The 24,891-nt window shown below is 72.6% G+C and carries 30 protein-coding genes; 21 read left to right on the forward strand and 9 right to left on the reverse strand.

Translation table 11 applies throughout. From position 1 onward, the window contains the following. The first annotated feature begins 93 nt into the window (after positions 1–93). Together MF672_RS12900 and MF672_RS12905 are read left to right on the forward strand one after the other, a co-directional pair. Entirely contained in the window at positions 94–444 is a 351-nt protein-coding gene (locus MF672_RS12900) for a hypothetical protein (protein WP_242373963.1), read from the forward strand. Between the two features lie 26 nt (positions 445–470). Next, positions 471–1,136, forward strand: a complete 666-nt coding sequence (locus MF672_RS12905; RefSeq protein WP_242373962.1) for a DUF4386 family protein — start codon at positions 471–473, stop codon at positions 1,134–1,136. A 90-nt stretch (positions 1,137–1,226) separates the two neighbouring features. On the opposite strand, the gene MF672_RS12910 is transcribed toward MF672_RS12905, so the two are convergent. Continuing rightward, complete coding sequence (locus MF672_RS12910; RefSeq protein ID WP_242373961.1) at positions 1,227–1,586, reverse strand: hypothetical protein; 360 nt, start codon at positions 1,584–1,586, stop codon at positions 1,227–1,229. Positions 1,587–1,641: 55 nt separating this feature from the next. Further along, the gene (locus MF672_RS12915; RefSeq protein WP_242373960.1) at positions 1,642–1,815 is read right to left on the reverse strand and encodes a hypothetical protein; all 174 of its coding nucleotides are present in this window, start codon (positions 1,813–1,815) and stop codon (positions 1,642–1,644) included. A 13-nt stretch (positions 1,816–1,828) separates the two neighbouring features. Here MF672_RS12915 and MF672_RS12920 point away from each other — a divergent pair, with 13 nt between their 5' ends. After that, positions 1,829–2,089, forward strand: coding sequence for a hypothetical protein (locus MF672_RS12920; RefSeq protein WP_242373959.1), 261 nt, complete (start codon positions 1,829–1,831; stop codon positions 2,087–2,089). 52 nt (positions 2,090–2,141) lie between these two features. Here MF672_RS12920 and MF672_RS12925 read toward each other — a convergent pair whose 3' ends face one another. From MF672_RS12925 to MF672_RS12950, 6 genes are all read right to left on the reverse strand, one after another. Continuing rightward, positions 2,142–2,822 (reverse strand): NADPH-dependent F420 reductase, encoded by a 681-nt coding sequence (locus MF672_RS12925; protein WP_242373958.1) that lies wholly within the window; start codon positions 2,820–2,822, stop codon positions 2,142–2,144. A 54-nt stretch (positions 2,823–2,876) separates the two neighbouring features. Continuing rightward, positions 2,877–3,248, reverse strand: a complete 372-nt coding sequence (locus tag MF672_RS12930) for a hypothetical protein (RefSeq protein ID WP_242373957.1) — start codon at positions 3,246–3,248, stop codon at positions 2,877–2,879. A 19-nt stretch (positions 3,249–3,267) separates the two neighbouring features. Next, positions 3,268–5,865: an NUDIX domain-containing protein gene (locus MF672_RS12935; RefSeq protein ID WP_242373956.1), complete on the reverse strand. Its 2,598-nt coding sequence runs from the start codon at positions 5,863–5,865 to the stop codon at positions 3,268–3,270. 6 nt (positions 5,866–5,871) lie between these two features. Then, positions 5,872–6,294 carry a hypothetical protein gene (locus MF672_RS12940; RefSeq protein WP_242373955.1) on the reverse strand — a complete coding sequence of 141 codons (423 nt, stop codon included), beginning with the start codon at positions 6,292–6,294 and terminating at the stop codon, positions 5,872–5,874. Continuing rightward, complete coding sequence (locus MF672_RS12945; RefSeq protein WP_242373954.1) at positions 6,287–6,700, reverse strand: YbaB/EbfC family nucleoid-associated protein; 414 nt, start codon at positions 6,698–6,700, stop codon at positions 6,287–6,289. Before MF672_RS12945 ends, MF672_RS12940 begins: the two co-directional genes overlap by 8 nt. Before the next feature lie 176 nt (positions 6,701–6,876). Then, positions 6,877–8,760 (reverse strand): glucuronyl esterase domain-containing protein, encoded by a 1,884-nt coding sequence (locus MF672_RS12950; protein ID WP_242373953.1) that lies wholly within the window; start codon positions 8,758–8,760, stop codon positions 6,877–6,879. A gap of 330 nt (positions 8,761–9,090) precedes the next feature. Here MF672_RS12950 and MF672_RS12955 point away from each other — a divergent pair, with 330 nt between their 5' ends. From MF672_RS12955 to rfbD, 11 genes are all read left to right on the forward strand, one after another. Next, the gene (locus tag MF672_RS12955; protein ID WP_242373952.1) at positions 9,091–9,510 is read left to right on the forward strand and encodes a VOC family protein; all 420 of its coding nucleotides are present in this window, start codon (positions 9,091–9,093) and stop codon (positions 9,508–9,510) included. A gap of 47 nt (positions 9,511–9,557) precedes the next feature. After that, the gene (locus MF672_RS12960; RefSeq protein ID WP_242373951.1) at positions 9,558–9,929 is read left to right on the forward strand and encodes an MmcQ/YjbR family DNA-binding protein; all 372 of its coding nucleotides are present in this window, start codon (positions 9,558–9,560) and stop codon (positions 9,927–9,929) included. Between the two features lie 11 nt (positions 9,930–9,940). Next, a complete protein-coding gene (locus tag MF672_RS12965; protein WP_242373950.1) occupies positions 9,941–10,468 on the forward strand; it encodes a GNAT family N-acetyltransferase in 528 nt (175 codons plus the stop codon). Positions 10,469–10,553: 85 nt separating this feature from the next. Beyond that, the gene (locus tag MF672_RS12970) at positions 10,554–10,931 is read left to right on the forward strand and encodes a hypothetical protein (RefSeq protein ID WP_242373949.1); all 378 of its coding nucleotides are present in this window, start codon (positions 10,554–10,556) and stop codon (positions 10,929–10,931) included. Positions 10,932–11,001: 70 nt separating this feature from the next. After that, a complete protein-coding gene (locus MF672_RS12975; RefSeq protein ID WP_242373948.1) occupies positions 11,002–11,901 on the forward strand; it encodes a DMT family transporter in 900 nt (299 codons plus the stop codon). A 10-nt stretch (positions 11,902–11,911) separates the two neighbouring features. Then, positions 11,912–12,538, forward strand: coding sequence for a GntR family transcriptional regulator (locus tag MF672_RS12980; RefSeq protein WP_242373947.1), 627 nt, complete (start codon positions 11,912–11,914; stop codon positions 12,536–12,538). A gap of 66 nt (positions 12,539–12,604) precedes the next feature. Then, positions 12,605–12,955, forward strand: coding sequence for a hypothetical protein (locus tag MF672_RS12985; RefSeq protein WP_242373946.1), 351 nt, complete (start codon positions 12,605–12,607; stop codon positions 12,953–12,955). Between the two features lie 242 nt (positions 12,956–13,197). After that, positions 13,198–14,655 carry a sugar transferase gene (locus MF672_RS12990; protein WP_242373945.1) on the forward strand — a complete coding sequence of 486 codons (1,458 nt, stop codon included), beginning with the start codon at positions 13,198–13,200 and terminating at the stop codon, positions 14,653–14,655. Between the two features lie 2 nt (positions 14,656–14,657). Beyond that, on the forward strand, positions 14,658–15,725 hold the full coding sequence (locus tag MF672_RS12995; protein WP_242373944.1) for a glucose-1-phosphate thymidylyltransferase: 1,068 nt from the start codon (positions 14,658–14,660) through the stop codon (positions 15,723–15,725). Beyond that, a complete protein-coding gene (gene rfbB, locus MF672_RS13000; protein WP_242373943.1) occupies positions 15,722–16,654 on the forward strand; it encodes a dTDP-glucose 4,6-dehydratase in 933 nt (310 codons plus the stop codon). The genes MF672_RS12995 and rfbB overlap by 4 nt, the downstream gene beginning before the upstream one ends. Further along, positions 16,654–17,505 carry a dTDP-4-dehydrorhamnose reductase gene (gene rfbD, locus MF672_RS13005; RefSeq protein WP_242373942.1) on the forward strand — a complete coding sequence of 284 codons (852 nt, stop codon included), beginning with the start codon at positions 16,654–16,656 and terminating at the stop codon, positions 17,503–17,505. Before rfbB ends, rfbD begins: the two co-directional genes overlap by 1 nt. On the opposite strand, the gene MF672_RS13010 is transcribed toward rfbD, so the two are convergent. Beyond that, positions 17,487–18,065, reverse strand: a complete 579-nt coding sequence (locus tag MF672_RS13010; protein ID WP_242373941.1) for a dTDP-4-dehydrorhamnose 3,5-epimerase family protein — start codon at positions 18,063–18,065, stop codon at positions 17,487–17,489. The genes rfbD and MF672_RS13010 overlap by 19 nt on opposite strands. A 56-nt stretch (positions 18,066–18,121) precedes the next feature. Here MF672_RS13010 and MF672_RS13015 point away from each other — a divergent pair, with 56 nt between their 5' ends. Genes MF672_RS13015 through MF672_RS13045 form a run of 7 tightly spaced genes read left to right on the forward strand, consistent with a single transcriptional unit; the run spans position 18,122 to position 24,884 of the window. Continuing rightward, a complete protein-coding gene (locus MF672_RS13015) occupies positions 18,122–19,021 on the forward strand; it encodes a phytanoyl-CoA dioxygenase family protein (RefSeq protein ID WP_242373940.1) in 900 nt (299 codons plus the stop codon). Position 19,022: 1 nt separating this feature from the next. Next, positions 19,023–20,231, forward strand: a complete 1,209-nt coding sequence (locus MF672_RS13020) for a class I SAM-dependent methyltransferase (protein WP_242373939.1) — start codon at positions 19,023–19,025, stop codon at positions 20,229–20,231. After that, a complete protein-coding gene (locus MF672_RS13025) occupies positions 20,228–21,004 on the forward strand; it encodes a glycosyltransferase family protein (RefSeq protein WP_242373938.1) in 777 nt (258 codons plus the stop codon). The genes MF672_RS13020 and MF672_RS13025 overlap by 4 nt, the downstream gene beginning before the upstream one ends. Continuing rightward, the gene (locus MF672_RS13030; protein ID WP_242373937.1) at positions 20,983–21,654 is read left to right on the forward strand and encodes a PIG-L deacetylase family protein; all 672 of its coding nucleotides are present in this window, start codon (positions 20,983–20,985) and stop codon (positions 21,652–21,654) included. Before MF672_RS13025 ends, MF672_RS13030 begins: the two co-directional genes overlap by 22 nt. 1 nt (position 21,655) lies before the next feature. After that, complete coding sequence (locus MF672_RS13035; protein ID WP_242373936.1) at positions 21,656–22,675, forward strand: NAD-dependent epimerase/dehydratase family protein; 1,020 nt, start codon at positions 21,656–21,658, stop codon at positions 22,673–22,675. Continuing rightward, the gene (locus tag MF672_RS13040; protein WP_242373935.1) at positions 22,672–23,940 is read left to right on the forward strand and encodes a DUF4910 domain-containing protein; all 1,269 of its coding nucleotides are present in this window, start codon (positions 22,672–22,674) and stop codon (positions 23,938–23,940) included. Before MF672_RS13035 ends, MF672_RS13040 begins: the two co-directional genes overlap by 4 nt. Next, positions 23,940–24,884, forward strand: a complete 945-nt coding sequence (locus MF672_RS13045) for a hypothetical protein (protein ID WP_242374031.1) — start codon at positions 23,940–23,942, stop codon at positions 24,882–24,884. Before MF672_RS13040 ends, MF672_RS13045 begins: the two co-directional genes overlap by 1 nt. The last annotated feature ends 7 nt before the right edge of the window (positions 24,885–24,891 follow it).

Genomic DNA, 24,891 nt, shown 5'->3' on the forward strand with positions numbered 1-24,891 from the left:
GGCAGCACGGAGCCCGGTCCCGTGCCCGCCCGGATCCGCCGGCCGGGTCGCGCGGCCGAGACTGCGAGCAGGCAACGAACCGAGGAGGAACCGATGAAACGCTCCCGTCTGCTCGTCACCGGCCTGGTCCTGGGCGGTCTGCTCGGCGTCGTCGACGTCGTCACGCTGCCGTTCGGCGACGGCGAGCACCCGCCGGTCGCGGTGGCCGTCGCCGGGGCGGTGCTCGGGCTGATCACGCTGGTCGGCGTCGTGTTCGCCTGGCGCGGCAGCCGGGCCGGGGTGGTCGCCGTGGTCGTCTCCAGGCTGCTGTCGGGGCTCACCGCCGTGCCGGCGTTCTTCGCGGACGGGGTCCCGGTCGCGGCGATGGCAGCGGCCGGGGCCGGCCTCGCGGTCACGCTCGGGTGCATCGCCCTGGTCGCGCCGTCGCTGCGGGTACGCGGCTGAACGCGCGACGTCCGGAGGGGGAGATCATGGACACGTCCGTCCGGGTCGCGGCGTCGCGCAGCGTCCCGCTCGCCCTGGCGCTGTTCACCGCGCCGTGGGGGCTCGCCGCCGCCAACGCCGCCTACGCCTGGGCCACCCGCGCCGGGGGTGGCGACGAGACCGGCGCGCAGACGCTCGCCCTGGCCGCGGCCCACCCCGGGCTGTACCGGCTGGGCAGCGTCGCGGCCATGCTGGGGAGCCTGCTCATGGTGCCGGCGGCGCTCGGCGCCCACCGGCTCCTGGCCGGCCGCAGCCCGAGGCTCGGCACCACGGGCGCGGTGCTCATGGCCGGCGGGTACGTCTGCTACTTCGCGATCGCCTTCACCGGCGTCATCGAGCTCGCCATGGCCGAGCGCGGCGGGCCCGTGCCGGACTACGCGGCCGTCCTGGACAGGGGCCAGGACGACCTGACGGGTCTCTGGGTGTTCCTGCTCTTCGTGCTCGGCAACCTGGTCGGGACGCTGCTGCTCGGCGCGGCACTGCTCCGCAGCCACCGGGTGCCCGCGTGGGCGGCGGTGGCGGTCCTCGCCTGGCCGCCGCTGCACGTGGCGGGGCTGGTGGCCGGCAGCGAGTGGTTCGAGGTGGCGGGCGGCGTCCTCCAGGCGGTGGGGCTGGGGGCGGCCGGGATCCGGCTCCTGAACGCCACTGGTTGAGCCGCCGGACCCGGTCCGGCGAAGCGGGGCCGCGTCCCGAGGAGGGGAGGGACGCGACCCGATGGGGGAGACGCGGCCCTGGGACGGCTGTCAGCGCAGCCACCTCAGGGCCGCGTCGGCGCAGTCCACGGGGGTGCTGTTGAAGGCGATGGCCGCGTTCGGGGCGTGCCGGCGGATCAGGTTGACGACCTGCTCGAACAGCGGGAGCAGCGGCTCGTGCGCGCGGATGCCGCCGCCGATCACCACGCAGCCGTACTCCGTGCGGGTCAGCGCCTCGGCGACGGCGGCCTCGGGGGCGTCGTCCGGCGCCAGCAGGCAGTAGTCGGCCTCGATGCCGAGCTCGATGAACCGGGCCTGGCCGCGCGCTATCGCCGCCTGCACGGGCTCGGGGTCCCAGCCCTCCAGCTTGGCGGGGTCGAGACCGAGCACCAGGACTCGTGCTGCGCTCACCGTGTCCTCCCGTCTGGTCGTGGAACGTCCTCCCGCATTGTGCCCCTGCCGGGCCTCAGCCGGTGGGCAGACCGGCCTGCCGGGCCAGGGTGGCCGGCGCCCGCCGCAGGCTCTCCGCCTCCTCGGCGGGGAGGCGGGCGGTCAGCTCGGCGTCCAGCACTGCCAGCAGGCCGGCGTGCTTGGGCTTGAGGTCGTGAGCCGCCAGCCGTTCGGTGAACCGGTCGGTCACGGCGGCCCCCAGTGTGCCGAGCCGGCGGTCGGCCCGGGGTGATCGAGGAGGTGCCCGGGGGGGAGCCGTACGTACGCACCGGGCCGTCCTGCTGGGACGACGCCGCCTGGCGCGCGGCGGGCTCGACCGGCGCACCGGGGACGCCGCCCTGCGGCAGCTCGAGGCCGCGGGCGGCGTGGTGACGTCGGTGGCGGGGTTCGCCGCCGACCTGGTGCGCGACTTCGCCCCGCCGGCGGGGCGGCGGGTCATCGCCGCCCTGCACGAGCTGGTGTGAGCCGCCCTGCACGTGCCGGCGTGAGCCGCCCCGCACGAGCCGGAGTGAGGCGTCAGCGTTGCGCGGCGGCCAGGCCGGTGCGGATCGTCGCGGCGTCGGCCGGCACCGCCGGCGACTCCCAGAAGTTGGCCGGGTCACCCGAGTACGGGGTGCCGTAGACCGGCGTGCCCGGCTCGAAGCGCCAGCTCTCCGCGAGCGGCCCGGCGTCGACCGCGTCGTAGCCGATCGCGTCCAGGAACCCGGTCGCCTCGCGCTTCGCCGCGTCGTCGTCCCCGGCGATCGCGAGGGCGCTGCGGTCGGGGGAGCCCGCGGGCCGGCCCAGCTCGGCGAGGTGCCGCCAGTTGATGTGGTTGAAGACCTTCACCACCTTCGACTCCGGCAGGTGCCGCTGCAGCAGCTCGCTGGAGGTGGTCGAGCCGTCGTCCAGCTCGGCGAAGTGGCCGTCGCGCTGCGGGTAGTAGTTGTTGGTGTCGAGGACCGTCTTGCCGGCCAGCGGCTCGACCGGCACGTCCCGGTACGCCTTGAGCGGGACGCTGACCACCACCAGGTCACCGGCCGCCGCGGCCTCCGCCGAGGTGGCCGCGCGGGCGTGCGGGCCCAGCTCGTCGACCAGGTCCCGCAGGGTCTCCGGGCCCCGCGAGTTGCTGAGCACGACGTCGTAGCCGGCCGCGACGGCCAGCCGGGCGACGGTGCCGCCGATATGTCCACTGCCGATGAAGGCGATTGTCGTCATGAATGCTGTATCTCCGGACACGGGCCGGGCATTCCCCGCCCGCGTCCGCGCGCCTCAGCCTGCGGCGGCCAGCTCTTCGAGCGCGCGCAGGCTCGGCAGCTCGAAGGGCGCGCCGACGGGGACCCGGCCCGCCCGCGCGTCCTCGCTCTCGCCCGCCCAGTGCCGCAGGGCCGCGAGCGGCGTGACGCCGCTGGCCTTGGCCCAGCGCAGCCGGCCGGTCCAGGCGACGGCGGCGTCGAACGCCGGGTCGCCCGCCTGCTCGCGGGGGACGTACTGGGCCGCGTCGTCGCTCGTCGCGGCCCACAGGTAGCCGATGACGGTGTCGTCCTTGAGCACCGGCACGTAACGGACCGGTGCGGACGTGGTGCGCGCGTAGCTGTCCGGCGCGTGGATGGTCCGGAACTGGGGCTGGTCCTTCAGTGACACGTTGTCTTCGTCTCCTCCGTCAGCGGCCGGCGCCGGACGCTCCGGGCGGCAGCACCCAGCCGTAGACATGCCATACGCCGTCACGTCGCTGCACGTCCTCGGCCAACCACGATACGCCGGTGCCCAGCAGCAGCTCCTGTTCCCCCAGCCGGCTGACCAGCTGCAGGTAGAAGGCCGGGGTGCCGGGAGGGACCCGCAGGTGCAGGTTGACGTTGCCGTGGAAGACCGGGCTGTCGCCGAGGTTCGTCGAGAAGAAGCCCGGGTCGTGCTGCACGGTGCCCGGCAGCTCGTGGACGGGCACCGTGAACAGGTCCGCGGTGAGGTCGACCGACCGGAACACGTCGATCGTCGCCGGGACCGGCTGGCGGTGCATGATGCCGTTTAGCAGCTCGATCTGCTCCTGGATGTATGCCTTCCTGGTGGCGAACTCGTTCGTGGGGCCGGTGATGGCGGAGTCGCCCTTGCGGAGGAATCCGTTCATCTCGATGTAGCCGTGGCCGGCGTAGAACCTCGACGCCTCCTGCTCGGGCAGCGTCAGGTCGCGGTACACGTCCGCCCAGACCGCGTCGCCGAAGGTCGGGCCGACGAGGCGGGAGCCGAACGGCGAGTCCACGGGGACGTGCGGGGCCGGGCCGGTGAAGTACAACGACCCGCTTCTGTGGATGACCTGGCCGGTCGAAGGGTGCGGTCCGTCGGCGACGAGCCCGGAGTAGGCCGCAGGCTTGCCGCCGGACGGGTGCGCGAAGGGATCGCCGGGAGCGGTGCGGGCGCCGAAGTCCACCGGGGGCTTGATCGCGTGCGTCGTGGCCTGCGGCGTGTAGTGCGCCTGCGCGGGCGGGGCCGCGTCCTGGTGGTACAGGGCGAGGATGTCCGGCAGGGCCTTGGCCAGGGCGGGGTGCAGCCTGTTGTTGTTGGCGAGGGAGTTCAGCTCTTTCAGCGTGAACCACCGCGCGTCGCTGGTCTCGAACGAGTCGAGCTTCGACGGCTCGAACATCGGCCCCTCGGCGGCCAGGTTCGTGTACGTCCAGCCGTCGTCGCCGACGTGCACCGCGTGCTCGCCCTTGAGCTGCAACGTGTTGAGGTAGTCCTGGCCGACGCCCAGCTCCTCGCTCAGCTCGCGGGCGGCGCCGTTGATCGGCTTCTCCAGGCTGTCGAGGGCGCCGCCCGGCAGCTGCCACTTGCCGGCGTTGGAGACGTACTCGCTCTGCTGCATGAGCAGGTAGCGGGCCTGGCCCTGCTCGTCGAAGGCGCGGATGAGCACGCCTGCGGCGCCGTACTTGCCCCATTGGCCGCCCGGTAGATAGCCGTCGCCTGATTTACCGGGATTTTCCAGGATTCGGAACGGCCCGGGCGAGGACTGCTGGTGCAGTGGGGGCGGCACGTCGAAGCCCGGCGGTTTCGCGCTCGCCGGCACCGTGGAGTCGCCGGAGTGCACCGGGGCGGGCGGGTCCGCGGTGTGCGAGCCGTTGATGAGGGCGTCGACGCCGAGGTTGGACTTGAAGGAGATGTCCTGCTTGGCGGGGGCGCCGGCGAAGGTGGTGCTGTCGGCGGCCGCCTGGGCGAAGGGGTGTGAGGCGGTGTTCTGTACGAAATGCCCGGTCGGGGTGGCGGCGGCGCTCGACGCGGACGGGTGCGCGGTGGTCGGGTGCGGGGTGGCGGGCGCCGGCTGCTGCGTCCAGCTGGGGGGCAGCTTGGACGAGGTGAAGGAGTGGCCGTCCTTGGGGTAGGGGGCCAGGGTGACGTCGTTCACGGGGCCGGCGGGGGGCGTGTGATCGGCGGACGGGCCGGCGCCCGACCTGCCGTGCGCGAGCGGGTTCCAGCTCGCCCAGTGCGCGTCGGCGCCGCCCAGCGCGCCCGAGGTGAGGCTCTTGAACAGCCGGTCCCAGTCGAGCGGCCGGCCACTGGCGAGCTGCGTCGTCAGGTCCGTGGCGGCGCTGGCCCCGGCCGACCGCGCCATCAGCCCCCACATCGACCTGGCGGGCAGCAGCCCGGTGAACCCCGTCAGGAAGGTGCCGAGCAGCGCGCCGGTGCCGCCCGACGCCAGGATCTGCTCCCAGTCGAGGTGGTCGCGCCGCGACTGGGACGCCTGGACCGCCAGGTCCATGCCGGCCATCAGACCGCCGAACAGGCCGATGTTGATCAGCAGCCGTCTGCCGAGCTGGGCGATCGCGAGCCGGGTGAGCTGGATCCGGGTGTTGGCGATGGACAGGGAGAGCGCTCCCCAGGGGCCGTTGGCGGCGGCCAGCAGCCAGGCGAGCTGGAAGATCAGGAACCAGACCGAAACCTCGATCATCCGTTTCGTGTACTGGACCTGGACGCCGAGGTCGTTGTACTGGAACGCGGCCGAGAAGAGCTCCTGGAGGAGGTCGCGCAGCGCCGGGTCCAGCACGTAGTCGACGCGTTCGCGGAACGCCTTGAGCGCCTCGCCGTCCCAGTCGTCGCCCGGCTGCACGTACGGCGCCATGAACTGCTCGGCCATGATGGTCTGCGCGGTGTGCGCGCAGGCGTCGGCGAGCCGGAAACAGCCGTCCTCGTCACCTTCGGGCCAGTCCATGCCGACGGCGTAGCCGACGTACGGCTTGGCCCAGTCCGGCACGAGGAAACCGTCGAATCCCAACGACGTTCACCAGCCCTGCGGGTAGGCCGGGTCGGTGGGATCGCTCGGGAGGTCGTTCAGCGACGTGTCCGGCAGGTCCTCGGTCCCGCTGCTCCCGTAGCCGTCGTAGCCGTCATAGCCGTCGTCGCGGGTGTAGCCCTCGGCGTCCTCGTAGTTGCGGGAGTTGTCCCTGAGCCCGTCGCGCATGTCCTCCACCTGCCAGATGTAGGTGGTGAAGGCATCGAAGACGCCGTCCTCGATCTTGTAGCGCTTCTTCTCCAGCTCCGCGCCGTAGTGGTCGTCGCCCAGAGGGTTGCCCACCTCGGCGAAGGTCTCATCCAGCCGCGAGCGCAGGTTGAACAGCAACGTCGCGTAGTCGTGCGCCTGCGAGGACCGCGTCCGCAGCCCGCCGAAGACGGCCTGGTACCCCTGGGACCGCGGGTCACCCACGCGCGCCCTCCTCCTCGTCCTCCTCCGAAGGCAGCTTGACCGGCTGGGGCAGGAACGACTCGACGCTCGCCCCCTCGCCGAACACGTCCTCCAGCGGCAGCCCGGCCGGCATGAACGGCGCCATGAGCTCCTTCGTCCGGCCGGCGACCTGCTCGGTGGCCGCGCCGATCTGCTCCATGATCGACCGGGCGAGCTGGGACGGCGACAACTTCCGGTACACCCGGGGGTCCAGCTTGATGCCCTGCACCTGACCTCGGGGCCCGACCGTCACGCTCACCATGCGGTCGCGGGACTCCGCCGTCACCGCCAGCTCGGACAACTCGGTGTAGGCCTGGCGCAGCTGGGCGGCCTGCCGGTTGTACTCCTTGGCCAACGCCTCGATGGTCAGCCGGAACTCGTCGCTCAAGCAGCTACCTCTCGTCCCACAGCACCGGAAGTCACATGTGCCACTGCCGTAACGTGGACGATATACGGTACTAAGTCCTTCTGCGGGGTGAAAGCGGGCGATGAGGCGGACCGGGTGACGGGCCCCCGGCCCACCCGCGCTGCCGAGGGCGTGGATGGGCCGGGGAGTGCGGGCGGTCAGGCGCAGGTGTAACCGGAGGGGAAAGAGGCGTCGCCGCTCGGGCGGCCGGCCTGGAAACCGAAGGTGGTGGTGGCGGCTCCGGGGGCGAGGGTGCCGTTGTAGCCGACGTTGCGGACCGTGACGGTCTGGCCGGAGACGCTGACGGTGCCGTTCCACGAGCCGGTCAGGGTGTGGCCGGCGGGCAGGGTGAAGGTGACGGTCCAGCCGTTCATGGTCGTGGTGCCGGTGTTGGTGATCGTCAGGGGTTGGATGACGTAGCCGGTGGACCACTGCGTCTGCACGGTCGGGACGGCGGCGCAGCCGCCGGTCGGGGTGCCGGGCTGCGTGGTGACCTGGACCGTGTTCGAGACCGGGGACAGGTTGCCGGCGGCGTCCCTGGCCCTGACCTGGTAGCGGTAGGTGGTGCCCGGGGTCAGGCCGGTGTCGGTGAACGAGGTCGTGGCCGAGGCGCCGGCCTGGGTGAAGGCGCCGCCGCTCGCGCCGGGCGCGCGCAGGACGTCGTAGCCGGTGACGCCCGTGTCGTCCGTCGCGGCCGTCCAGGTGAGGGTGGCGCCGGTGGACGTGGTGGCCGAGGCGGCCAGCCCGGCCGGCGCGGTGGGCGGCGTGGTGTCGGTGGTGGTGTCGCTCAGGGCCGGCGTCGTCCAGTCCCGCCACTCGGCGAGGTTGCCGCTCTTGACTGCCGCGATGCGCATCGTGCCCGTGGAGCCGCCCGAGCCGAGGAGGAACTTCTGGATGTTCTGCTGGAGCGGCGTCCGCCATTCCGGACGGGTGGCGCAGTGCGTGCCGTCCTGGACGTCGGACCAGTACGTGATGTTGCCGCCCGCGCCGAGCGCCTTGTAGATCTCGGCGCCGCCCAGCGCGGCCACGCTCGCGGACCTGGCGGCCAGCCAGTCGATGTGCGGGTTGTCCATGATGAACAGCCCGCGCGGCGCGATCATGCCGACGACCTCGTGGGTGTCCACCGGGAGCCGGGCCGGGCTGCCGGTGAAGGAGCTGAAGGCGTCGCCGAGCCACGGCTGCTCGGAGTACGCGCTGCTCAGCGGCTGGGCGCCGCTCTCGCCGGGGATCGCGCGGAGCGCGGCCACGCCGCCGCTGCCCGACTCGATCGGCATGGTCAGCGCGATGCGCTGGTCGAACGCGCCGGCCACGAAGGCGCCTTTGCCGTAGCGGGAGCAGCCGGTGACGCCGGTCGCGTCCGCGCGCAGGATGCCGCCGCCGGACTGCTCGATGACGTCGATGATCCGGCTCACGCCCCACGCCCAGGCGGCCAGCAGGCCCGTGCCGCTGGTGGCGCCGTAGATCGTGTAGAACGCGCCCTGCTTGCTGGTGCGGGCGGTGCCCTCCTTGCCGACGGCGAGGGGGTCGTAGCTGATGACGGCGGCGCCGGCCGCGCGGATGGTGGCCGTGTCCGCGCCGAGGCCGCCGAGGACGACCACGGCCGGGTACGGCCCCGAGCCGCCGCTGGTCGGCAGCTGTACGCCGGCGGAGAAGCCGGCGCTCCGGCCGTTGTGGGCGACGTTCACCGTGATGGAGCTGCTGGAGACCGTGCCGGTGACGCTGGACGGCTTCGGCGGCTTCTCGCCGTAGACGAACTTCTCCGCCAGCTTCTTGATCTCCTCCCTGCGGCAGCGCCAGTCGGCCTTGGCGGTGACGCGGCCGCCGCCGAGCTTCGTGAACGGGTCGGGCAGCTTCGTGACGGTGGGCAGCGATCCCGCGTCGGGCAGGCCGGGCACCGCGCAGCCGGCGCCCTCGTCCTCGACCCCGGCTGCCGCGAGGGGGGCCGTGGCCCCGGCCGTCGCCCCGGAGGCCGCGAACGTCACCGCCGCCGTCAGCGCGGCGACGGTCCAGCGCAAGGGGGAGCGGCTCAAGCTCGTGATCACCGGAGTTCTCCTTCCGGGTGGGCTGTCCAGCCGATGATCAGTGTGCGAAGGCGTATGAAAAGTGTCAAGAATTCTTTGAAATGTTTCGGTCGGCTGTTCGGCCACCTGGTGACGGAGCGACCGCGCCGATGAAAGTTTCCTCGTGGTCCGGTGAGGGAAGCCCGGCGGCTCGGGTCGGCCGAAACTTTCGAAGCGGCGCGGCGGCACGCCGGGAGCGCGAACGGCGCGTTACGCGGCCCTTTCGGGCAGGCGGCGGTTGCCGCACGGTTGCACCCGCCGGTGGACAGCGTGATCGAGGCGAACGATATTGGAGCCAAAGGAGGTTCATCCATGGAGGCACGCCTGGACCATCTCGTCTGCTGGGTCGCCGATCCGTCCGCCGCGCTGCGCTTCTACGAGCAGGTGGTCGGGTTGCCCGGGGTACGGGCCGAGGAGTTCCGAGAAGGCAAGGCCGGGTTCCCGAGCGTACGGGTCGCGCCTGAGACCATCCTCGACCTGATGGCCTACGAGAGCGCCACCGGCGTGGACGAGGGCACCGGGGTGCGGGGAACCGCCGGGCATCCGCTCAACCACTTCTGCCTGGCCGTCAACCGCGAGGACTTCGACGCGCTGCAGGTACGGCTCAAACAGCACGAGATCGAGGTCACCGGCACCGGCACGAACTCGTTCGGCGCGCAGGGCATCGCGCCTGAGGCCATCTACTTTCCCGACCCCGACGGCAACGTCATCGAGGTCCGCTACTACGAGTGAGGCGGCGGCGTCCGGAACTGTCGGAGGGCTCTGGTAGACAGGCGGGCATGGGTGTGAGCGTCGATGAGTTCCTGCAGATGCTTGACGAGCTGCCCGGCGTCAAGCTGAGCCACGGCGGCGAGTGGATCGGCCTCAAGGTCCGCGACAAGGGCTTCGGCTACCTGTGGGAGGCCACCGAGACGGTCGGGCTCAAGGCCACCATCGAGGAGCAGGTCGCGCTGGTGGCCGAGCGGCCCGAGGTGTTCGAGGTGCAGTTCACCGCCGGGCGCTTCGGCTGGGTGGTCGTGCACCTCGACCGCATCGACGCCGACGAGCTGTTCGAGCTGGTCGCCGAGGCGTGGTGCCTCACGGCGCCGCGTCAGATGGTGGAGGAGTTCGAGGCCACCCATCCGATCGGACAGCGGGTGCAGTCGGGGTAATCTCGGACATCGTGACCACCATCGCGATCTCCGATCACGCGTTCGGCGGCACGGTCCGGCTGCGGGCGTGGCGGGAGAGCGACGCTCCCGTCGTGCTCCGCGCGTTCCGGGTGCCCGACCTGCGGGAGCAGAGCGCGTTCCCCGTCGTCACGCCGCAGGACGCGATCGGGTGGATCGCCGGCTGGGAGGGGACGGGGCACGCCTTCGCCGTCACGGTCGGCGACGGCGGGCCCGTGGTGGGCAACGTGGCGATCACCGGCGTCGACGACCGGCAGAACGGATGGGTGTCGTACTGGGTGCTGCCCGAGGCGCGGCGGCTCGGGATCGCGGCGGCCGCCACCGACCGGCTCGCGCGCTGGGCCTTCCGCCGGCTCGGGCTCTACCGGCTGGAGCTGGTGCACCGGCTGGACAACCCGGCCTCGTGCCGGGTGGCGACCAAGGCCGGGTTCCGGATGGAGGGGATCGAGCGGGGCAAGGCGTACGGCGAGGGCGGCCTCCGGCACGACGTCGAACGCCACGCCCGCCTCGCCACCGACTGACTCCCGTTCGCGCCCCGACCCTCACCCGCGCCCCGGCCTGCGCCTCGGCTCGCCAGTGAAGGGGCGGCTGATCTACCCTTTCCGGGTGGACAGTGAGAGTCTGGCCGCGGCCGGCCTCCTGGCGGCGCTGAGCCGGACGGCGGAGATCTTCGCCGGCTTACGGCATCCCTTCGTCCGGCACGAGCACATCTCCACGTTCTTCCCGCCCGCCGGCGTCCGCGTCGGCCTCGCCTTCATCCTGCCCGACGGCCGCGAGGTGCGCTTCGAGGTCTCCCTCGCCGCCGTCGGCGACGCCTTCCAGGTCGAGGGCTCGATCACCGCCGAGAGCGAGACGATCCTCGCGCTGCCGCGCAGGGCCCTGCCCGACGTCCGCGACGCGCTCGCCGTCCTCGACGACTACGCGGACGAGGTCGCCGAGGCCGCGAACCGCACGATCGACCAGTTGCTGGAAGAGATCGTCTGACCGCGCCCCTGGAAGAAGGCCCAGCAGGCGGAGATTGGACATCGCTGTCTGGTTGTCAGACAATGTGCGCATGAGGAACGGACCACTCGCCGTCGTCGCCGCAGCCGTGCTCTGGGGGACGGCCGGCACCGCCGGGCTGCTCGTCTCGGCCGACAGCATCGCCCTCGCCGCCGCCCGCCTGGTCATCGGCGGCGCGGCCCTGGCGCTGCTGGGCGGCGTCGCGGTCCGGCGGGTGGCCGGCCCGGGGCTGCTGCTCGGGGCCGTCGCGGTGGCGGCGTACCAGCTGTGCTTCTTCGCGGCCGTGGCGCGCACCGGCGTGGCGATCGGGACCGTGGTCGCGATCGGGAGCGGGCCGGTCTTCACCGGGCTGCTGTCCTGGCTGCTGGAGCGGCGCCGGCCGAGCCGCCGCTGGACGGCGGCCACGGCGGCGGCGATCAGCGGCTGCGCGGCGCTGATCGTCGGCGGCGGGGCCGAGGCGGGCGGGCAGGTGGTGTCCGGGGTGCTGTTCGCGCTGCTCGGCGGCCTGCTGTACGCCTTCTACGCGGTCATGGCGGCGCGCGCGATCGGACGAGGGGGCGAGTCGAACGCGGTCATGGGCGCGATGTTCGGCGGCGCGGCCGTGATCATGTTGCCGGTGCTCGTCGTCAACGGCGGCGTCGGCTGGCAGCCGCGCGAGCTGCTGGCGGTGCTCTACCTGGGGCTCGGCTCGACCGCGTTGTCCTACTTCCTGTACGGGCGGGGCCTGCGCACCACGCCGGTGTCCACGGCGGCGACGCTGGCGCTGGCCGAGCCGGCCGTGGCCGCGTTGCTCGGGGTGGTGGTGCTGGGCGAGCGGCTGGCCCCGGTGTCGGTGGGCGGGCTCGTGCTGCTCGCGCTCAGCCTGGTCGTGGTGGCGGTGCCGGAGCGGCGGGCGCAGGCGGCGGCCGAGGCCCGGGTTCCGGCGGCGGCGGGCGTACCGGAAGGGCGTTAGAGTCGCAGGCGTGACGTTGCCGCTCAGACCCGTCTCCACCGTCGGGGCGCTCGCCGACGCCCTGCGCAGCAGGGTGCTGTCGGGCGAGATCCCGCCCGGCACGCCGCTGCCGGAGCAGGAGCTCGCGGCGTCGTACGGCGTCGCCCGCCCCACCGTGCGCGAGGCGCTGGCGGTGCTGGTGCACGAGGGGCTGCTGCGGCGGGAGCGCAACCGCAGCGCGTATGTCCCCGAGGTGACGATCTCGGACCTCGACGACCTCATGTACGTGCGTCGCCCCCTGGAGGACCTGATGGCGGGGGCGGTGGCCGGCCGGCGGGTGCCCCGGGCGGAGGCCGCGCTGCACCGCATGGCGGCGCTGCCCGCCTCGGCCCCGTGGTCGGAGAGCGTGGCCGAGCACATGGCGCTGCACGAGGCGCTGATCGAGGCGGTCGGCAGCCCGCGCCTGGAGCGGCTCTACGGCGTGCTCGCGGCCGAGACCCGGCTCGGCCTGGTACGCCTGCGCGAGGTCTACACCGACCGCGACGTGCTGATCGCCGAGCACCGCGACCTGCTCGACGCGATCGCGGAGGGCCCGGCGGACAGCGCGCGGGCGGCGGTCGCGGCGCACCTCAGCCATTCCTGGGGCGGGCGGCACTGAGCGGGCGATGCGCCTTTGAGCGCGAACCCTTGCGGGACTGCCACCGAACTCGCAAGAATCGCGGCCATGCACGGCAATCCGGTGCCGGACTCCTACGTGTACGTCACGGAAGAAGGCGTCACCCGTCACTACGCGGACGGTAGCGTCGAGGCCCTCGCGTGGGAGGACGTCGTGGAGGTCCGTGTCGTCACCGAGTCCGGCGAGGATGTGCTGTTCATCCTGCTCGACCGCGACGGCGAGGGCTGCGTCGTGCCCCGCTCGGCGACCGACGCCACGTTCCTCGCGCGCCTGCGCTATCTGCCGGACTTCGACCTCGACCGGCTGACGCTCGCGGCCGAGTCCGCGCACGACGGGGTCGTGGTGGTGTGGCGCAGCCCGGACCCGCCGTCGGCGCTGCCGGATCTGGAATACGACTAGATCAGCCAACGGCCCCGGCAATAAGCCGAAATATCGCCGTAAACCTCCTAATTCACCCTTATGGACCGCTGCACCAAATGGAGCGTTCCGTCAAGCCCTCGGCGTCCCCATCAAACGTCCGATTGTGGACGTTTGTTGTTATTCCCCATGCCGGAATCGATCTTTAATCTTTAGTGGGGGCCGCCGCCCTTAGGCAAGGGACGTCAAGACGTCGCGGAGCGCGGAGTTCACAGGGTGGTGCTATGAGGGTGGGGACCGGGGAGTCCGCTGTCGTGCTCCTCAAGGCCGTGCCACGCCGTGCGTCCAGCATCTGGACACGGGCGTACCTACGGCTTCTGCTGTACGGAGACACGACGTGCGCGCTGGCCGCCTGCGTGTGCGTGGTAGGGACACGGCTGCTGAGCGGCGCGTTCGTCCCGTGGGTGGAGTACCTGCTGGGGTTCGCGCTGGTCGTCGGCTGGCCGGGCGCGCTCGCGATGGGCGGCGCGTACCGCCAGCGGGCCAACGGGGAGGGCACCGAGGAGTTCAAGGCGGTCTTCAACAGCGGCGTCGCGCTGATGGCGACGGTCGCCATCCTGGCCTACGCCACGCAGACCGCGATCGCCCGCAGCTTCGTCATGGCGATGCTGCCGCTGGCGCTGGTCGCCACGCTCGGGTTCCGCTTCCGGATGCGCAAGCGGCTGCACCGCAGGCGGGCGGTCGGCGACTACATGCGCCAGGTCATCGCGGTCGGGCACCGCGAGTCGATCCTGGACCTGGTCGTGCAGTTCAGGCGGCAGCCCTACCACGGGATGCGGGTCGTGGGCGCCTGCCTGCCGCCGCAGCACGACCTGGACGCGGACCTCGACGGCGTGCCGGTGCTCGGCTCGTTCGGCGACGTGGCCCGGGTGGTCGAGCGGGAGCGGGCCGACGCCGTCGCCGTGCTGGCCTGCCCGGAGCTGGACGGCGCGGCGCTGCGCCGGCTGGCGTGGAGCCTGGAGACCGCCCGCACCGACCTGTTCGTCGCCCCGGCGCTGCTCGACGTGGCCGGGCCGCGCATCAGCATCAGGCCGGTCGCCGGGATGCCGCTGTTGCACGTGGAACATCCCGAGTTCGACGGCACCAAGCAGCTCGCCAAGGCCGTCTTCGACCGGCTGGTGGCCGCGCTCGCGCTGCTGCTGCTGGCGCCGCCGCTGCTCGGCATCGCGCTGCTGATCCGCCTCACCAGCGACGGGCCGGCGTTCTTCCGGCAGACGCGGGTGGGGAAGGGCGGGGCCGAGTTCAGTCTGGTGAAATTTCGTACGATGGTCGCCGATGCCGAGCGGCTCAAGGGCACCCTCCTCGAATCCAACGAGTTCGACGGAGTGCTCTTCAAGATTAGGAACGATCCAAGGATCACCCGCGTAGGCGCCTTCCTGCGCAAATACTCGCTCGACGAGCTGCCCCAGCTCCTCAACGTGCTGCGCGGCGAGATGTCGCTCGTCGGCCCGCGTCCGCCGCTGCCGCAGGAGGTCGCCGAGTACGGCGCCGACGTGCGCCGCCGCCTCGTCGTCAAGCCGGGCATGACCGGCCTCTGGCAGGTCAGCGGGCGCTCGGACCTGACGTGGGAGGAGTCGGTCCGGCTCGACCTGCGCTACGTCGAGAACTGGTCGCTCATCCTCGACCTGCAGATCCTCTGGAAGACCTGGTCCGTCGTCACCCGTGGAGAAGGGGCGTACTAGCCGTGAAAGCAATCGTGCTCGCCGGGGGGTCGGGCACACGGCTCCGGCCGATCACGCACACCTCGGCCAAGCAACTCGTGCCGGTCGCCAACAAACCGGTGCTGTTCTACGGCCTGGAGGCCATCGCGGCCAGCGGGATCACCGAGCTGGGCCTGGTGGTCGGCGACACCCACGCCGAGATCGAGGCGGCGGTGGGCGACGGGTCGGCGTTCGGGCTGCAGGTGACCTACCTGCGGCAGGAGGCGCCGCTCGGGCTGGCGCACGGCGTGCTCATCGCCCGCGACTACCTGGGCGACGACGACTTCGTCATGTACCTGGGCGACAACTTCGTGGTGGGCGGCATCAGCGGCCTGGTGGAGCGGTTCGCCCGCGAGCGGCCGGCCGCGCAGATCATGCTCACCAAGGTCGGCGACCCGCGCCAGTTCGGGGTGGCCGAGCTGGACGGCGCGGGCCGGGTGGTCGGCCTGGAGGAGAAACCGGAGCGGCCCAAGAGCGACCTGGCGCTGGTCGGCGTCTACCTGTTCAGCCCGGCGGTGCACGCGGCGGTGGCCGAGCTGAAGCCGTCCTGGCGGGGCGAGCTGGAGATCACCGACGCCATCCAGTGGCTGATCGAGGCGGGGCTGCGGGTGGAGTCCTCGGTGATCTCCGGCTACTGGAAGGACACCGGCAACGTCACCGACATGCTGGAGGTCAACCGGCTCGTCCTGGAGTCGGTCGAGCCGCGCGTCGCGGGGCACGTGGACGCCGGCAGCGAGCTGGTCGGCCGGGTCGTCGTCGAGCCGGGCGCGAGCGTCGAGCGCTCCCGCATCGTCGGCCCCGCCATCATCGGCGAGCGCGCCCGCGTCCGCGACAGCTACGTCGGCCCCTACACCTCGCTCGGCGCCGACTGCTCGCTCGCGGACGCCGAGATCGAGTACTCCATCGTCCTGCCGAGGGCGTCCATCGCCGGGGTGGGCCGGGTCGAGTGCTCGCTCATCGGCCACGACGTCGAGGTCACGCCCGCGCCCAACACTCCCCGGGCCCATCGTCTGGTGCTCGGCGATCACAGCAAGGTACAGATTTCTTCATGACAAGAGTCCTGGTGACGGGCGGTGCGGGATTCATCGGCTCGCATTTCGCCCGGAGCCTTCACGACGTGTACGTGACCGTACTCGACAAGCTCACCTACGCAGGCAACCGCGCCAACCTCGACGGCGTCCGCCACGACTTCGTGCACGGCGACATCTGCGACCCCGACCTGCTCGCGCGGGTCGTGCCCGGCCATGACCTGGTGGTGAACTTCGCCGCCGAGTCCCACGTCGACCGCTCGATCGAGGGCGCGGCGGAGTTCATGCGCACCAACGCGCTCGGCACCCAGACGCTGCTCCAGGCGTGCCTGGAGGCCGGGGTGCCGAAGGTGGTGCAGGTGTCCACGGACGAGGTCTACGGCTCCATCGACATCGGCTCGTGGGACGAGGCCGCGCCGCTGCGGCCGCGCTCGCCGTACGCGGCCTCGAAGGCGGGCGGCGACCTCATCGCCCGCGCGTACGCCATCACCTACGGGATGAACGTCTCCATCACCCGGTGCGGCAACAACTACGGCCCCCGCCAGTACCCGGAGAAGATCATCCCGCTGTTCGTCACCCGCCTGCTGCGCGGCGAGCAGGTGCCGCTGTACGGCGACGGCGGCAACGTCCGCGACTGGATCCACGTCCAGGACCACTGCGCCGGCATCCGCCTGGTCGCCGAGAAGGGCGCGCCCGGCGAGGTCTACCACATCGCGGGCACCGCCGAGCTGACCAACAGGGAGCTGACCGAGCGCCTGCTGGAGGCGTGCGGCCGCGACTGGGACGCGGTCCGGCAGGTCGAGGACCGCAAGGGCCACGACCGCCGGTACTCGCTGGACGACCGCAAGCTCCGGGCGCTCGGCTACCGCCCGGAGATCCCGTTCGAGCAGGGGCTCAAGGACACCGTCCGCTGGTACGCCGAGCACCGCGACTGGTGGAGCGGGGAGGGCTGATGAGGTGGTTGGTCACGGGGGCGGGCGGCATGCTGGCCGCCGACGTCCTCGCCCGGATCACGCGGACCGGCGAGCCCGTGCTCGCGCTCGGCCGCGCCGAGCTGGACGTGCGCGACCGGCGGGCGGTGCGCGACTTCTTCGCCGCCTACCGGCCCGGCGCCGTGATCAACTGCGCGGGCTGGACCGCCGTGGACGACGCCGAGACCCACGAGGCCGAGGCGCTGGCGGTCAACGGCGATGCGGTGCGCTGGCTCGCCGAGGCGTGCGAGCGCACCGGCGCCCGGCTGGTGCAGGTCTCCACCGACTACGTCTTCGACGGCACGGCCGCCGGCCCGTACGCGGAGGACGCCCCCACCGGCCCGCTGAACGCCTACGGCCGCACCAAGCTGGCCGGCGAGCGCGCCGCCCTGGAGCACGGGCAGTACGTGATGCGCACCGCCTGGCTCTACGGCGCGCACGGCGTCAACTTCGTCCGCACGATGATCCGCCTGGCGGAGGAGCGGCCCTGCCTGGACGTCGTGGACGACCAGCGCGGCCAGCCGACGTGGGCCGCCGACCTGGCCGACCGCCTGGTCCGGCTGGCCGGCGCGGACCTGCCGCCCGGCGTCTACCACGGCACCAGCGCGGGCGAGACGACCTGGTGCGGCTTCGCCAAGGAGATCTTCGCGCTGCTGGGCGCGGACCCCGCCCGGGTGCGGCCGGTGCCGTCCAGCGCCTTCCCCCGGCCCGCCCGCCGCCCCGCCAACAGCGTGCTGGCCTGCGGCAGGGGCGAGCCGATCCGGCACTGGCGCGAGGCGCTGCACGCGGCCTGGCCGGCCCTGATGGGGAGCCGTCAGTGCAGCGTGGCGTAGAACTCCCGGCACTTGTCGTAGTCGGGCAGCAGCCCGGCCGCGAGCGCCTCGGCGAGCGACGGCGCCGCCGCGTCCTTGTCCGACAGCACCGGCTCCAGCCCGGCCGGCCAGGCGATGCCGAGCGCCGGGTCGAGCGGGTGCACGCCGTGCTCGCCGCCCGGGTTGTACGGCTGCGAGCACAGGTAGACGACCGTCGCCTGCTCGCTGAGCGCCATGAACGCGTGCCCCAGCCCCTCGGCGATGAGCACCGCCCGGCGCGTCCGGTCGTCGAGCACCGCCGACTCCCAGCGGCCGAAGCCGGGAGAGCCCGCGCGGAGGTCCACGACCACGTCGAGGACCGCCCCGGACGCGCACGTCACGTACTTGGCCTGGCCCGGCGGCACGTCCGCGAAGTGCACCCCGCGCAGCACCCCGGCGCGCGACACGGAGCAGTTGACCTGCGCCACGTCGAGCCGGTGCGGCAGCCCCGCGGCCCGGAACGCCTCCAGAAAGGCGCCGCGGGGGTCGGTGTGAACGCGGGGGGTGAAGAGCCACGAGCCTTCGATCGAAAGGCGATCCACGAACGCAGCATGCCAGACCGCCGCTCGGATGCAAGCCGTCCCGGGAGGGATCTCTGATGATGACCGCAGTCTTCTCCAACAGCGCGGTGCCCGACGACCGCCGCCGCGAGCTGCTCTACCAGGGCGAGGTGTTCGTCTACTCGGCCTCGCCCGCCACCACGGAGCTGGTCGGCTTCGCGAGGGAGCTGATCGAGGACGCCTTCGGGGGCCGCGACCCGGAGACCGCCCAGCACGACATGGACGTCGAGGAGTTCGCCAAGCTGCTCGCCGACCTGAAGCCCCGCTTCATCCACCACCCGGAGTGCAAGCGCCTGCTGCCCATGGTCGTCGCCGAGCGCGGCTGCGACCTCGGCCAGACCTACTTCGACGTGCCCCGGTTACGCACCTCGACCTCCGACGACTACCTCGTCTCCGGCATCTCCTACGCCTTCCACCCGCACCGCGACTGCTGGTACTCCGCGCCGTTCAGCCAGGTCAACTGGTGGCTGCCGATCTACCCGGTGGTGCCCGAGAACGTCATGGCCTTCCACCCGAAGTACTTCGACCGGCCGGTGCGCAACGGCAGCGCGGGCTACGACTACGCCGAGTGGAACCGCACCAGCCGCCTGAGCGCGGCCGCGCACGTCCGCAGCGACACGCGGGTGCAGCCGCGGCCGGAGGAGCCCATCGAGCTGGAGCCGCAGGTGCGGGTGGTGCCCGAGGCCGGCGGGCTGCTGATGTTCTCCGGCGCGCAGCTCCACTCGACCGTGCCCAACACCTCGGGCCGCACCAGGTTCAGCATCGACTTCCGCACGGTGCACCTCGGCGACGTGCGCGCCCGCCGGGGCGCGCCGAACGTGGACGCCCGCTGCACCGGCACCACCCTGCGCGACTTCGTGCGCTGCGCCGACCTCGCGCCGATGCCCGAGGACCTCGCCCTGGACTACGAGGCCGCGGCCCTGGCGGGAGTGAGCTGACGTGACGACCTGCCGCCTGTGCGGCTCGGACGAGCTCATCGGCGTCGTGGACCTCGGCGCCACCCCGCCGTGCGAGCTGTTCCTGACCGCCGACCGGCTCGACGCGCCGGAGCCGACCTACCCGCTGCACCTGCGGGTCTGCACGCGCTGCTGGCTGGCGCAGCTCCCGCCGCTGATCACGCCGGAGGAGACGTTCACCGAGTACGCCTACTTCTCCTCCTACTCGACCTCCTGGGTGGAGCACGCGCGCCGCTTCGTCGAGGGCGCGGGGCTGCGCCAGGACGCGTTCGTGGTCGAGGTGGCCAGCAACGACGGCTACCTGCTGCGGCACGTGGTCGAGCGGGGCGTGCGCTGCCTCGGCATCGAGCCGTCGGCCAACGTCGGCCGGGCCGCCGCCGAGAAGGGCGTGCCGACGCTCACCGGCTTCCTCACCCCGGAGACCGGCCGCCGGGTGCGGGCCGAGCACGGCCCCGCCGACCTGGTGGTGGCCAACAACGTCTACGCCCACATCCCCGACGTGGTGGGCTTCACCGAGGGCCTGCGGGCGCTGGTGGCCGACGACGGCCGGGTGTCGATCGAGGTGCAGCACCTGCTGACGCTGGTGGAGCTCAACCAGTTCGACACGATCTACCACGAGCACTTCCAGTACTACACGGTGGCCTCCGCGCAGCGCGCGCTGGCGAGCGGCGGGCTGCACCTGGTGGACGTGGAGCTGCTGCCCACCCACGGCGGCTCGATCCGGCTGTGGGCGCAGCCGCGGGAGGCGCCCGTGTCGCAGCGGGTGGTGGACGTGCTGGCGCTGGAGAAGGCGGCCGGGCTGCACGAGCCGTCCGGGTACGCCGACTTCGCCGCCCGCGTCGCCAAGGTGCGCCGCGACCTGCTGCGCTTCCTCATCGACGCCGCCGACGCGGGCCGGACCGTGGTCGGCTACGGCGCCCCGGGCAAGGGCAATACGCTGCTGAACCACTGCGGGGTGCGGCCGGACCTGCTGGCGTACACGGTGGACCGGAACCCGTACAAGCACGGCCGCTACACGCCGGGCTCGCGCATCCCGATCCACCCGCCCGAGCGCATCGCCGCCGACCGGCCCGACTACGTGCTGGTGCTGCCCTGGAACCTGCGTGACGAGCTGGTCGAGCAGCTCTCCTACGTCCGCGAGTGGGGCGGGCGGCTGGTCTTCCCCATCCCGAGTCTGGAGGTCGTGGAATGAAGGTCGTGCTGTTCTGCGGCGGGCGCGGCACCCGCATGCGCAGCGACCTGCCGGGCGGCGAGCTGCCCAAGCCGATGCAGCTCGTCGGCCCGCGCCCGCTGGTCTGGCACGTCATGCGGTACTACGCGCACTTCGGCCACACGGAGTTCATCCTGTGCCTCGGCTACGGGGCACAGCACATCAAGGACTTCTTCCTGACATATCAGGAAACGGTGTCGAACGACTTCGTGCTCCGGGACGGGAACGTCGAGCTGCTGTCGACCGACATCTCCGACTGGCGGGTGTCGCTCATCGACACCGGGCTCGACTCCTCCATCGGCGAGCGGCTGCGCCGGGTGCGGCCGTACCTGGGGGAGGACGAGGTGTTCCTCGCCAACTACGCCGACGTGCTCACCGACGCCCCGCTGCCCGACATCATCGCCCGCTTCACCGCCTCGGGGGCCGGCGCGTCGATGATGGTCGTGCCGCCCACCAACACCTTCCACGTCGTGGACGTCGGCGAGAGCGGCCTGGTCGGCGCCATCACGCCGGTCGCCGAGCTGCCGCTCTGGGTCAACGGCGGCTTCTTCGTGCTGCGCCAGGAGGTCTTCGAGCACATCCCGGAGAACGGCGACCTGGTCGCGGACGGCTGCGCCGAGCTGGCCAAGCGGGGGCGGCTGATGGCCTACCCGCACCGGGGCTACTGGCGGCCGAGCGACACCGTCAACCAGCGCCTGGAGCTGGACCAAGCCTGGGCGAGAGGAGAGCGCCCGTGGGCGCTGTGGGAGAGCTGACCGGCCTCCGCCCGGCCCGTCTGGAGGCGGTGGTGGCGCTCGGCGCGCACTGCGACGACCTCGCGATCGGCGCGGGCGGCACGCTGCTCACGCTCTGCGCCGGCCGGCCGGGGCTGCGGGTGGACGCGCTGGTGCTGTCCGGTGGCGGCACCGAGCGGGAGGACGAGGAGCGGGCGGCGCTGGCCGCGTTCTGCCCGGGCGCGGACCTCGCCGTCACCGTGCTCAAGCTGCCCGACGGCCGGCTGCCCGTCCACTGGGACGAGGCCAAGGACGCCCTGGAGGACCTGCGCGCCCGCACCGCGCCGGACCTGATCCTCGCCCCCTGGCCGGGCGACGCCCACCAGGACCACCGCGGCCTGGCCACGCTGGTCCCGACCGTGTGGCGGGGCTGCCCGGCGCTCGGCTACGAGATCGTCAAATGGGACGGCGACCTCGGCCGCCCCTCCGTCTACCAGCCGCTCGCCCCCGGCGTCGCCGAGACGAAGGTGCGGCTGCTGCAGGAGCACTACCCCTCACAGCGGCACCGCCCCTGGTACGACCGGGAGGCGTTCCTCGGCCTGGCCCGCATCCGCGGCATCGAGTGCGGCGCGGCGTACGCCGAGGCGTTCCACACGAGCAAGCTCATCATCGATCTGGCCTCCGGAGGCTGACGTGCGGATTCTGTTGACCGGGCATCAGGGGTACCTGGGCACCGTGATGGCCCCGGTGCTGGCGGCGGCCGGGCACGAGGTGGTCGGCCTCGACTCCGGCCTGTTCGCCGACTGCGTGCTCGGGCCGGCCCCCGACGACCCGCCGGGGCACGCCGTGGACCTGCGGGACGTCCCGGCGGAGGCGCTGGCCGGCATCGACGCGGTCGCGCACCTGGCGGCGCTGTCGAACGACCCGCTCGGCTCGCTCGCGCCCGAGCTGACCTACGACATCAACCACCGCGCCTCCGTCCGGCTGGCGCGGCTGGCCAGGGACGCCGGGGTGCGCCGGTTCGTCTACGCCTCCACCTGCTCGGTCTACGGGGCCTCCGGCGGGGACGCGCTGGTGGACGAGGACGCGCCGCTCCGGCCGGTGACGCCGTACGCCGAGTCGAAGGTGCGGGTGGAGGACGACCTCGCCGGGCTGGCCGACGACGACTTCTCGCCGGTGTTCATGCGCAACGCGACGGCGTTCGGGTTCTCGCCCCGGCTGCGGGCCGACATCGTGCTGAACAACCTGGCCGGGCACGCCGTGCTGACCGGCGAGGTGCGGGTGCTGTCCGACGGCACGCCGTGGCGGCCCCTGGTGCACGCGCGCGACATCGCCGAGGCGTTCCTGCGGGCGGTCGAGGCGCCGCGCGCGGCCGTGCACGCCCAGGCGTTCAACGTCGGCACCGAGGCCAACAACGTGACGGTCAGGGAGATCGCCGAGGAGGTCGCGGCGGCCGTGCCCGGCGCCAAACTGACGATCACCGGCGAGACCGGCAGCGACCCGCGCTCCTACCGGGTGGACTTCTCCCGCATCCGGCGCGCGCTGCCCGGCTACGACGCCGGCTGGACGGTCAAGGCGGGCGCCGACGAGCTGGTGCGGGCGTACCGGGCCCATGGCCTGACCGCGCCCGACTTCGAGCGGCGCTACACCCGGCTGGCCCGCCTGGCCGACCGGCGGGCGGCGGGCACGATCGACGCCGGGCTCCGGCCGTGACCGGCGAGGAGATGCACGACCTCGTCCGCCGGCTCTACCCGCTGTGCCGCAGCATCACCGGCGACGGCGTGCGGCGCACGCTGGAGATCGTCGGCGAGCGGCTGCCGCTGGCCGTGCGCGAGGTGCCGACCGGGACCGAGGTGCTGGACTGGACGGTGCCGAAGGAGTGGAACGTCCGCGACGCCTACGTCAAGGACGCCTCGGGGCGGCGGGTGATCGACTTCCGGGAGTCGAACCTGCACCTGGTGGGCTACAGCGTGCCGGTGTCGGGGACGTACACGCTGGAGGAGCTGCGGCCCCGCCTGCACACGCTGCCCGACCGGCCCGCGCTGATCCCCTACCGGACCAGCTACTACGCCGAGACGTGGGGCTTCTGCCTCAGCCAGGACGCGCTGGAGCGGCTGCGCGAGGAGGACGGCCCGTACGAGGTGCGCGTCGAGTCCACCCTCGCCGACGGCTCGCTGACCTACGGCGAATACGTGGTCCCCGGCCGGTCGCCGGAGGAGGTGATGATCTCCTGCCACGTGTGCCACCCGTCCCTCGCCAACGACAACCTGGCGGGGATCGCGGTGGCGGTCGCGCTGGCGTCGCGGCTGCGCGCGCCCCGCTACACCTACCGGTTCCTGTTCGCGCCGGGCACGATCGGGGCCATCACCTGGCTGGCGCTCAACCGGGAGCGGCTGCACCTGATCGCGGGCGGGCTGACGCTGGCCTGCGCGGGGGACCCGGGGGCGCTGACGTACAAGCGGAGCCGGCGCGGCGACGCGCTGATCGACCGGGCGGTCACGCACGTGCTGCGCGGGCGGCCGCACGAGGTGCTGGACTTCTCGCCGTACGGGTACGACGAGCGCCAGTTCTGCTCGCCGGGCTTCAACCTGCCGTTCGGCGGCCTGACCAGGACCCCGTACGCCGGATACCCGGAATATCACACCTCGGGGGACAACCCGGAGTTCGTCACCCCCGAGGCCATGGAGGACACCCTCGACGCCCTCACGCGCGTCGTCGAGGTGCTGGAGCACGAGCGCACGTACGTGAACCTCAGCCCGTACGGCGAGCCGCAGCTCGGCCGCCGCGGGCTCTACGGATCACTGGGCGGCCGGAGTGACACGAAACAGGCCCAGATGGCGATGTTATGGGTGTTGAACCTGTCGGACGGGGAGCACGGCCTGCTCGACATCGCCGACCGATCCGGACTGCCGTTCGCCGCCGTGAAGGAAGCGGCCGAGTCGTTGCTGGAAGCCGGGTTGCTGAAGGAGAAGGCGTGATGGACCTCAAGGTCGGGGACGTGGTCGAGGTGCGGGGCGAGGCCGAGATCCGCGCCACCCTGGACGAGCGCGGCGAGCTCGACGGCCTGCCTTTCATGCCGGAGATGGCCGCCTACTGCGGCAAGCGCCTCACCGTCCACAAGGTCGCGCACAAGCTCTGCGACACCCAGACCAGGACCGGGCTCCGCAGGATGGAGCGGGCCGTGCACCTCGCCGGGGCGCGCTGCGACGGCTCCGCGCACGGCGGCTGCCAGACGGCCTGCTCGATGTACTGGAAGGAGGCCTGGATCAAGCGCGCCGACGACACGCCCTCGGCGGCCGAGCCCGACTCGCGGCTGCTGCCGCTCCTCCAGATCGGCACCCGCAAGCCGGACGACCCCGACCGCTACGCCTGCCAGGCCACGGAGCTGCTGCGGGCCGCCCCCGTCTGCCTGCCGGTGCGCAGCATGGGCCAGTACGTCACCGACGTGCGCACCGGCAACGCCGGCCTGCTCCGCACCCTCCAGGCCCTGCTGATCGGCGTCTTCGACCGGCTCCAGGACGTCAGCAAGCGGGTGCTGCCCCGGTGGATGTGGTTCAGGGAGGGCCGCCGCTGGGGGTTCCTCAAGCCGGCGCTGCACGGCAGGACCCCGGCGGCCTCGCTCGGCCTGCGGCCCGGCGAGCTGGTCAGGGTCCGCTCGAAGGAGGAGATCCTGGCCACGCTCAACCAGCAGATGCTCAACCGCGGCATGGGCTTCGAGGAGGAGATGTCGCGCTGGTGCGGCCACGTCGCCCGCGTCCAGACCCGCGTGGAGCGCTGCATCGACGAGCGGACCGGCGAGCTGCTCACCATGAAGACGCCCTGCGTGACGCTGGAGGGCGTGGTGTGCCAGGGCCTGCACAGCCTCAACTGCCCCCGGGAGTTCGTGCCCTTCTGGCGGGAGATCTGGCTGGAACGCGTCTGAAAGGACT

Origin of the sequence: Actinomadura luzonensis (assembly GCF_022664455.2) — a bacterium.
In the GTDB taxonomy this organism is placed as follows: domain Bacteria; phylum Actinomycetota; class Actinomycetes; order Streptosporangiales; family Streptosporangiaceae; genus Nonomuraea; species Nonomuraea luzonensis.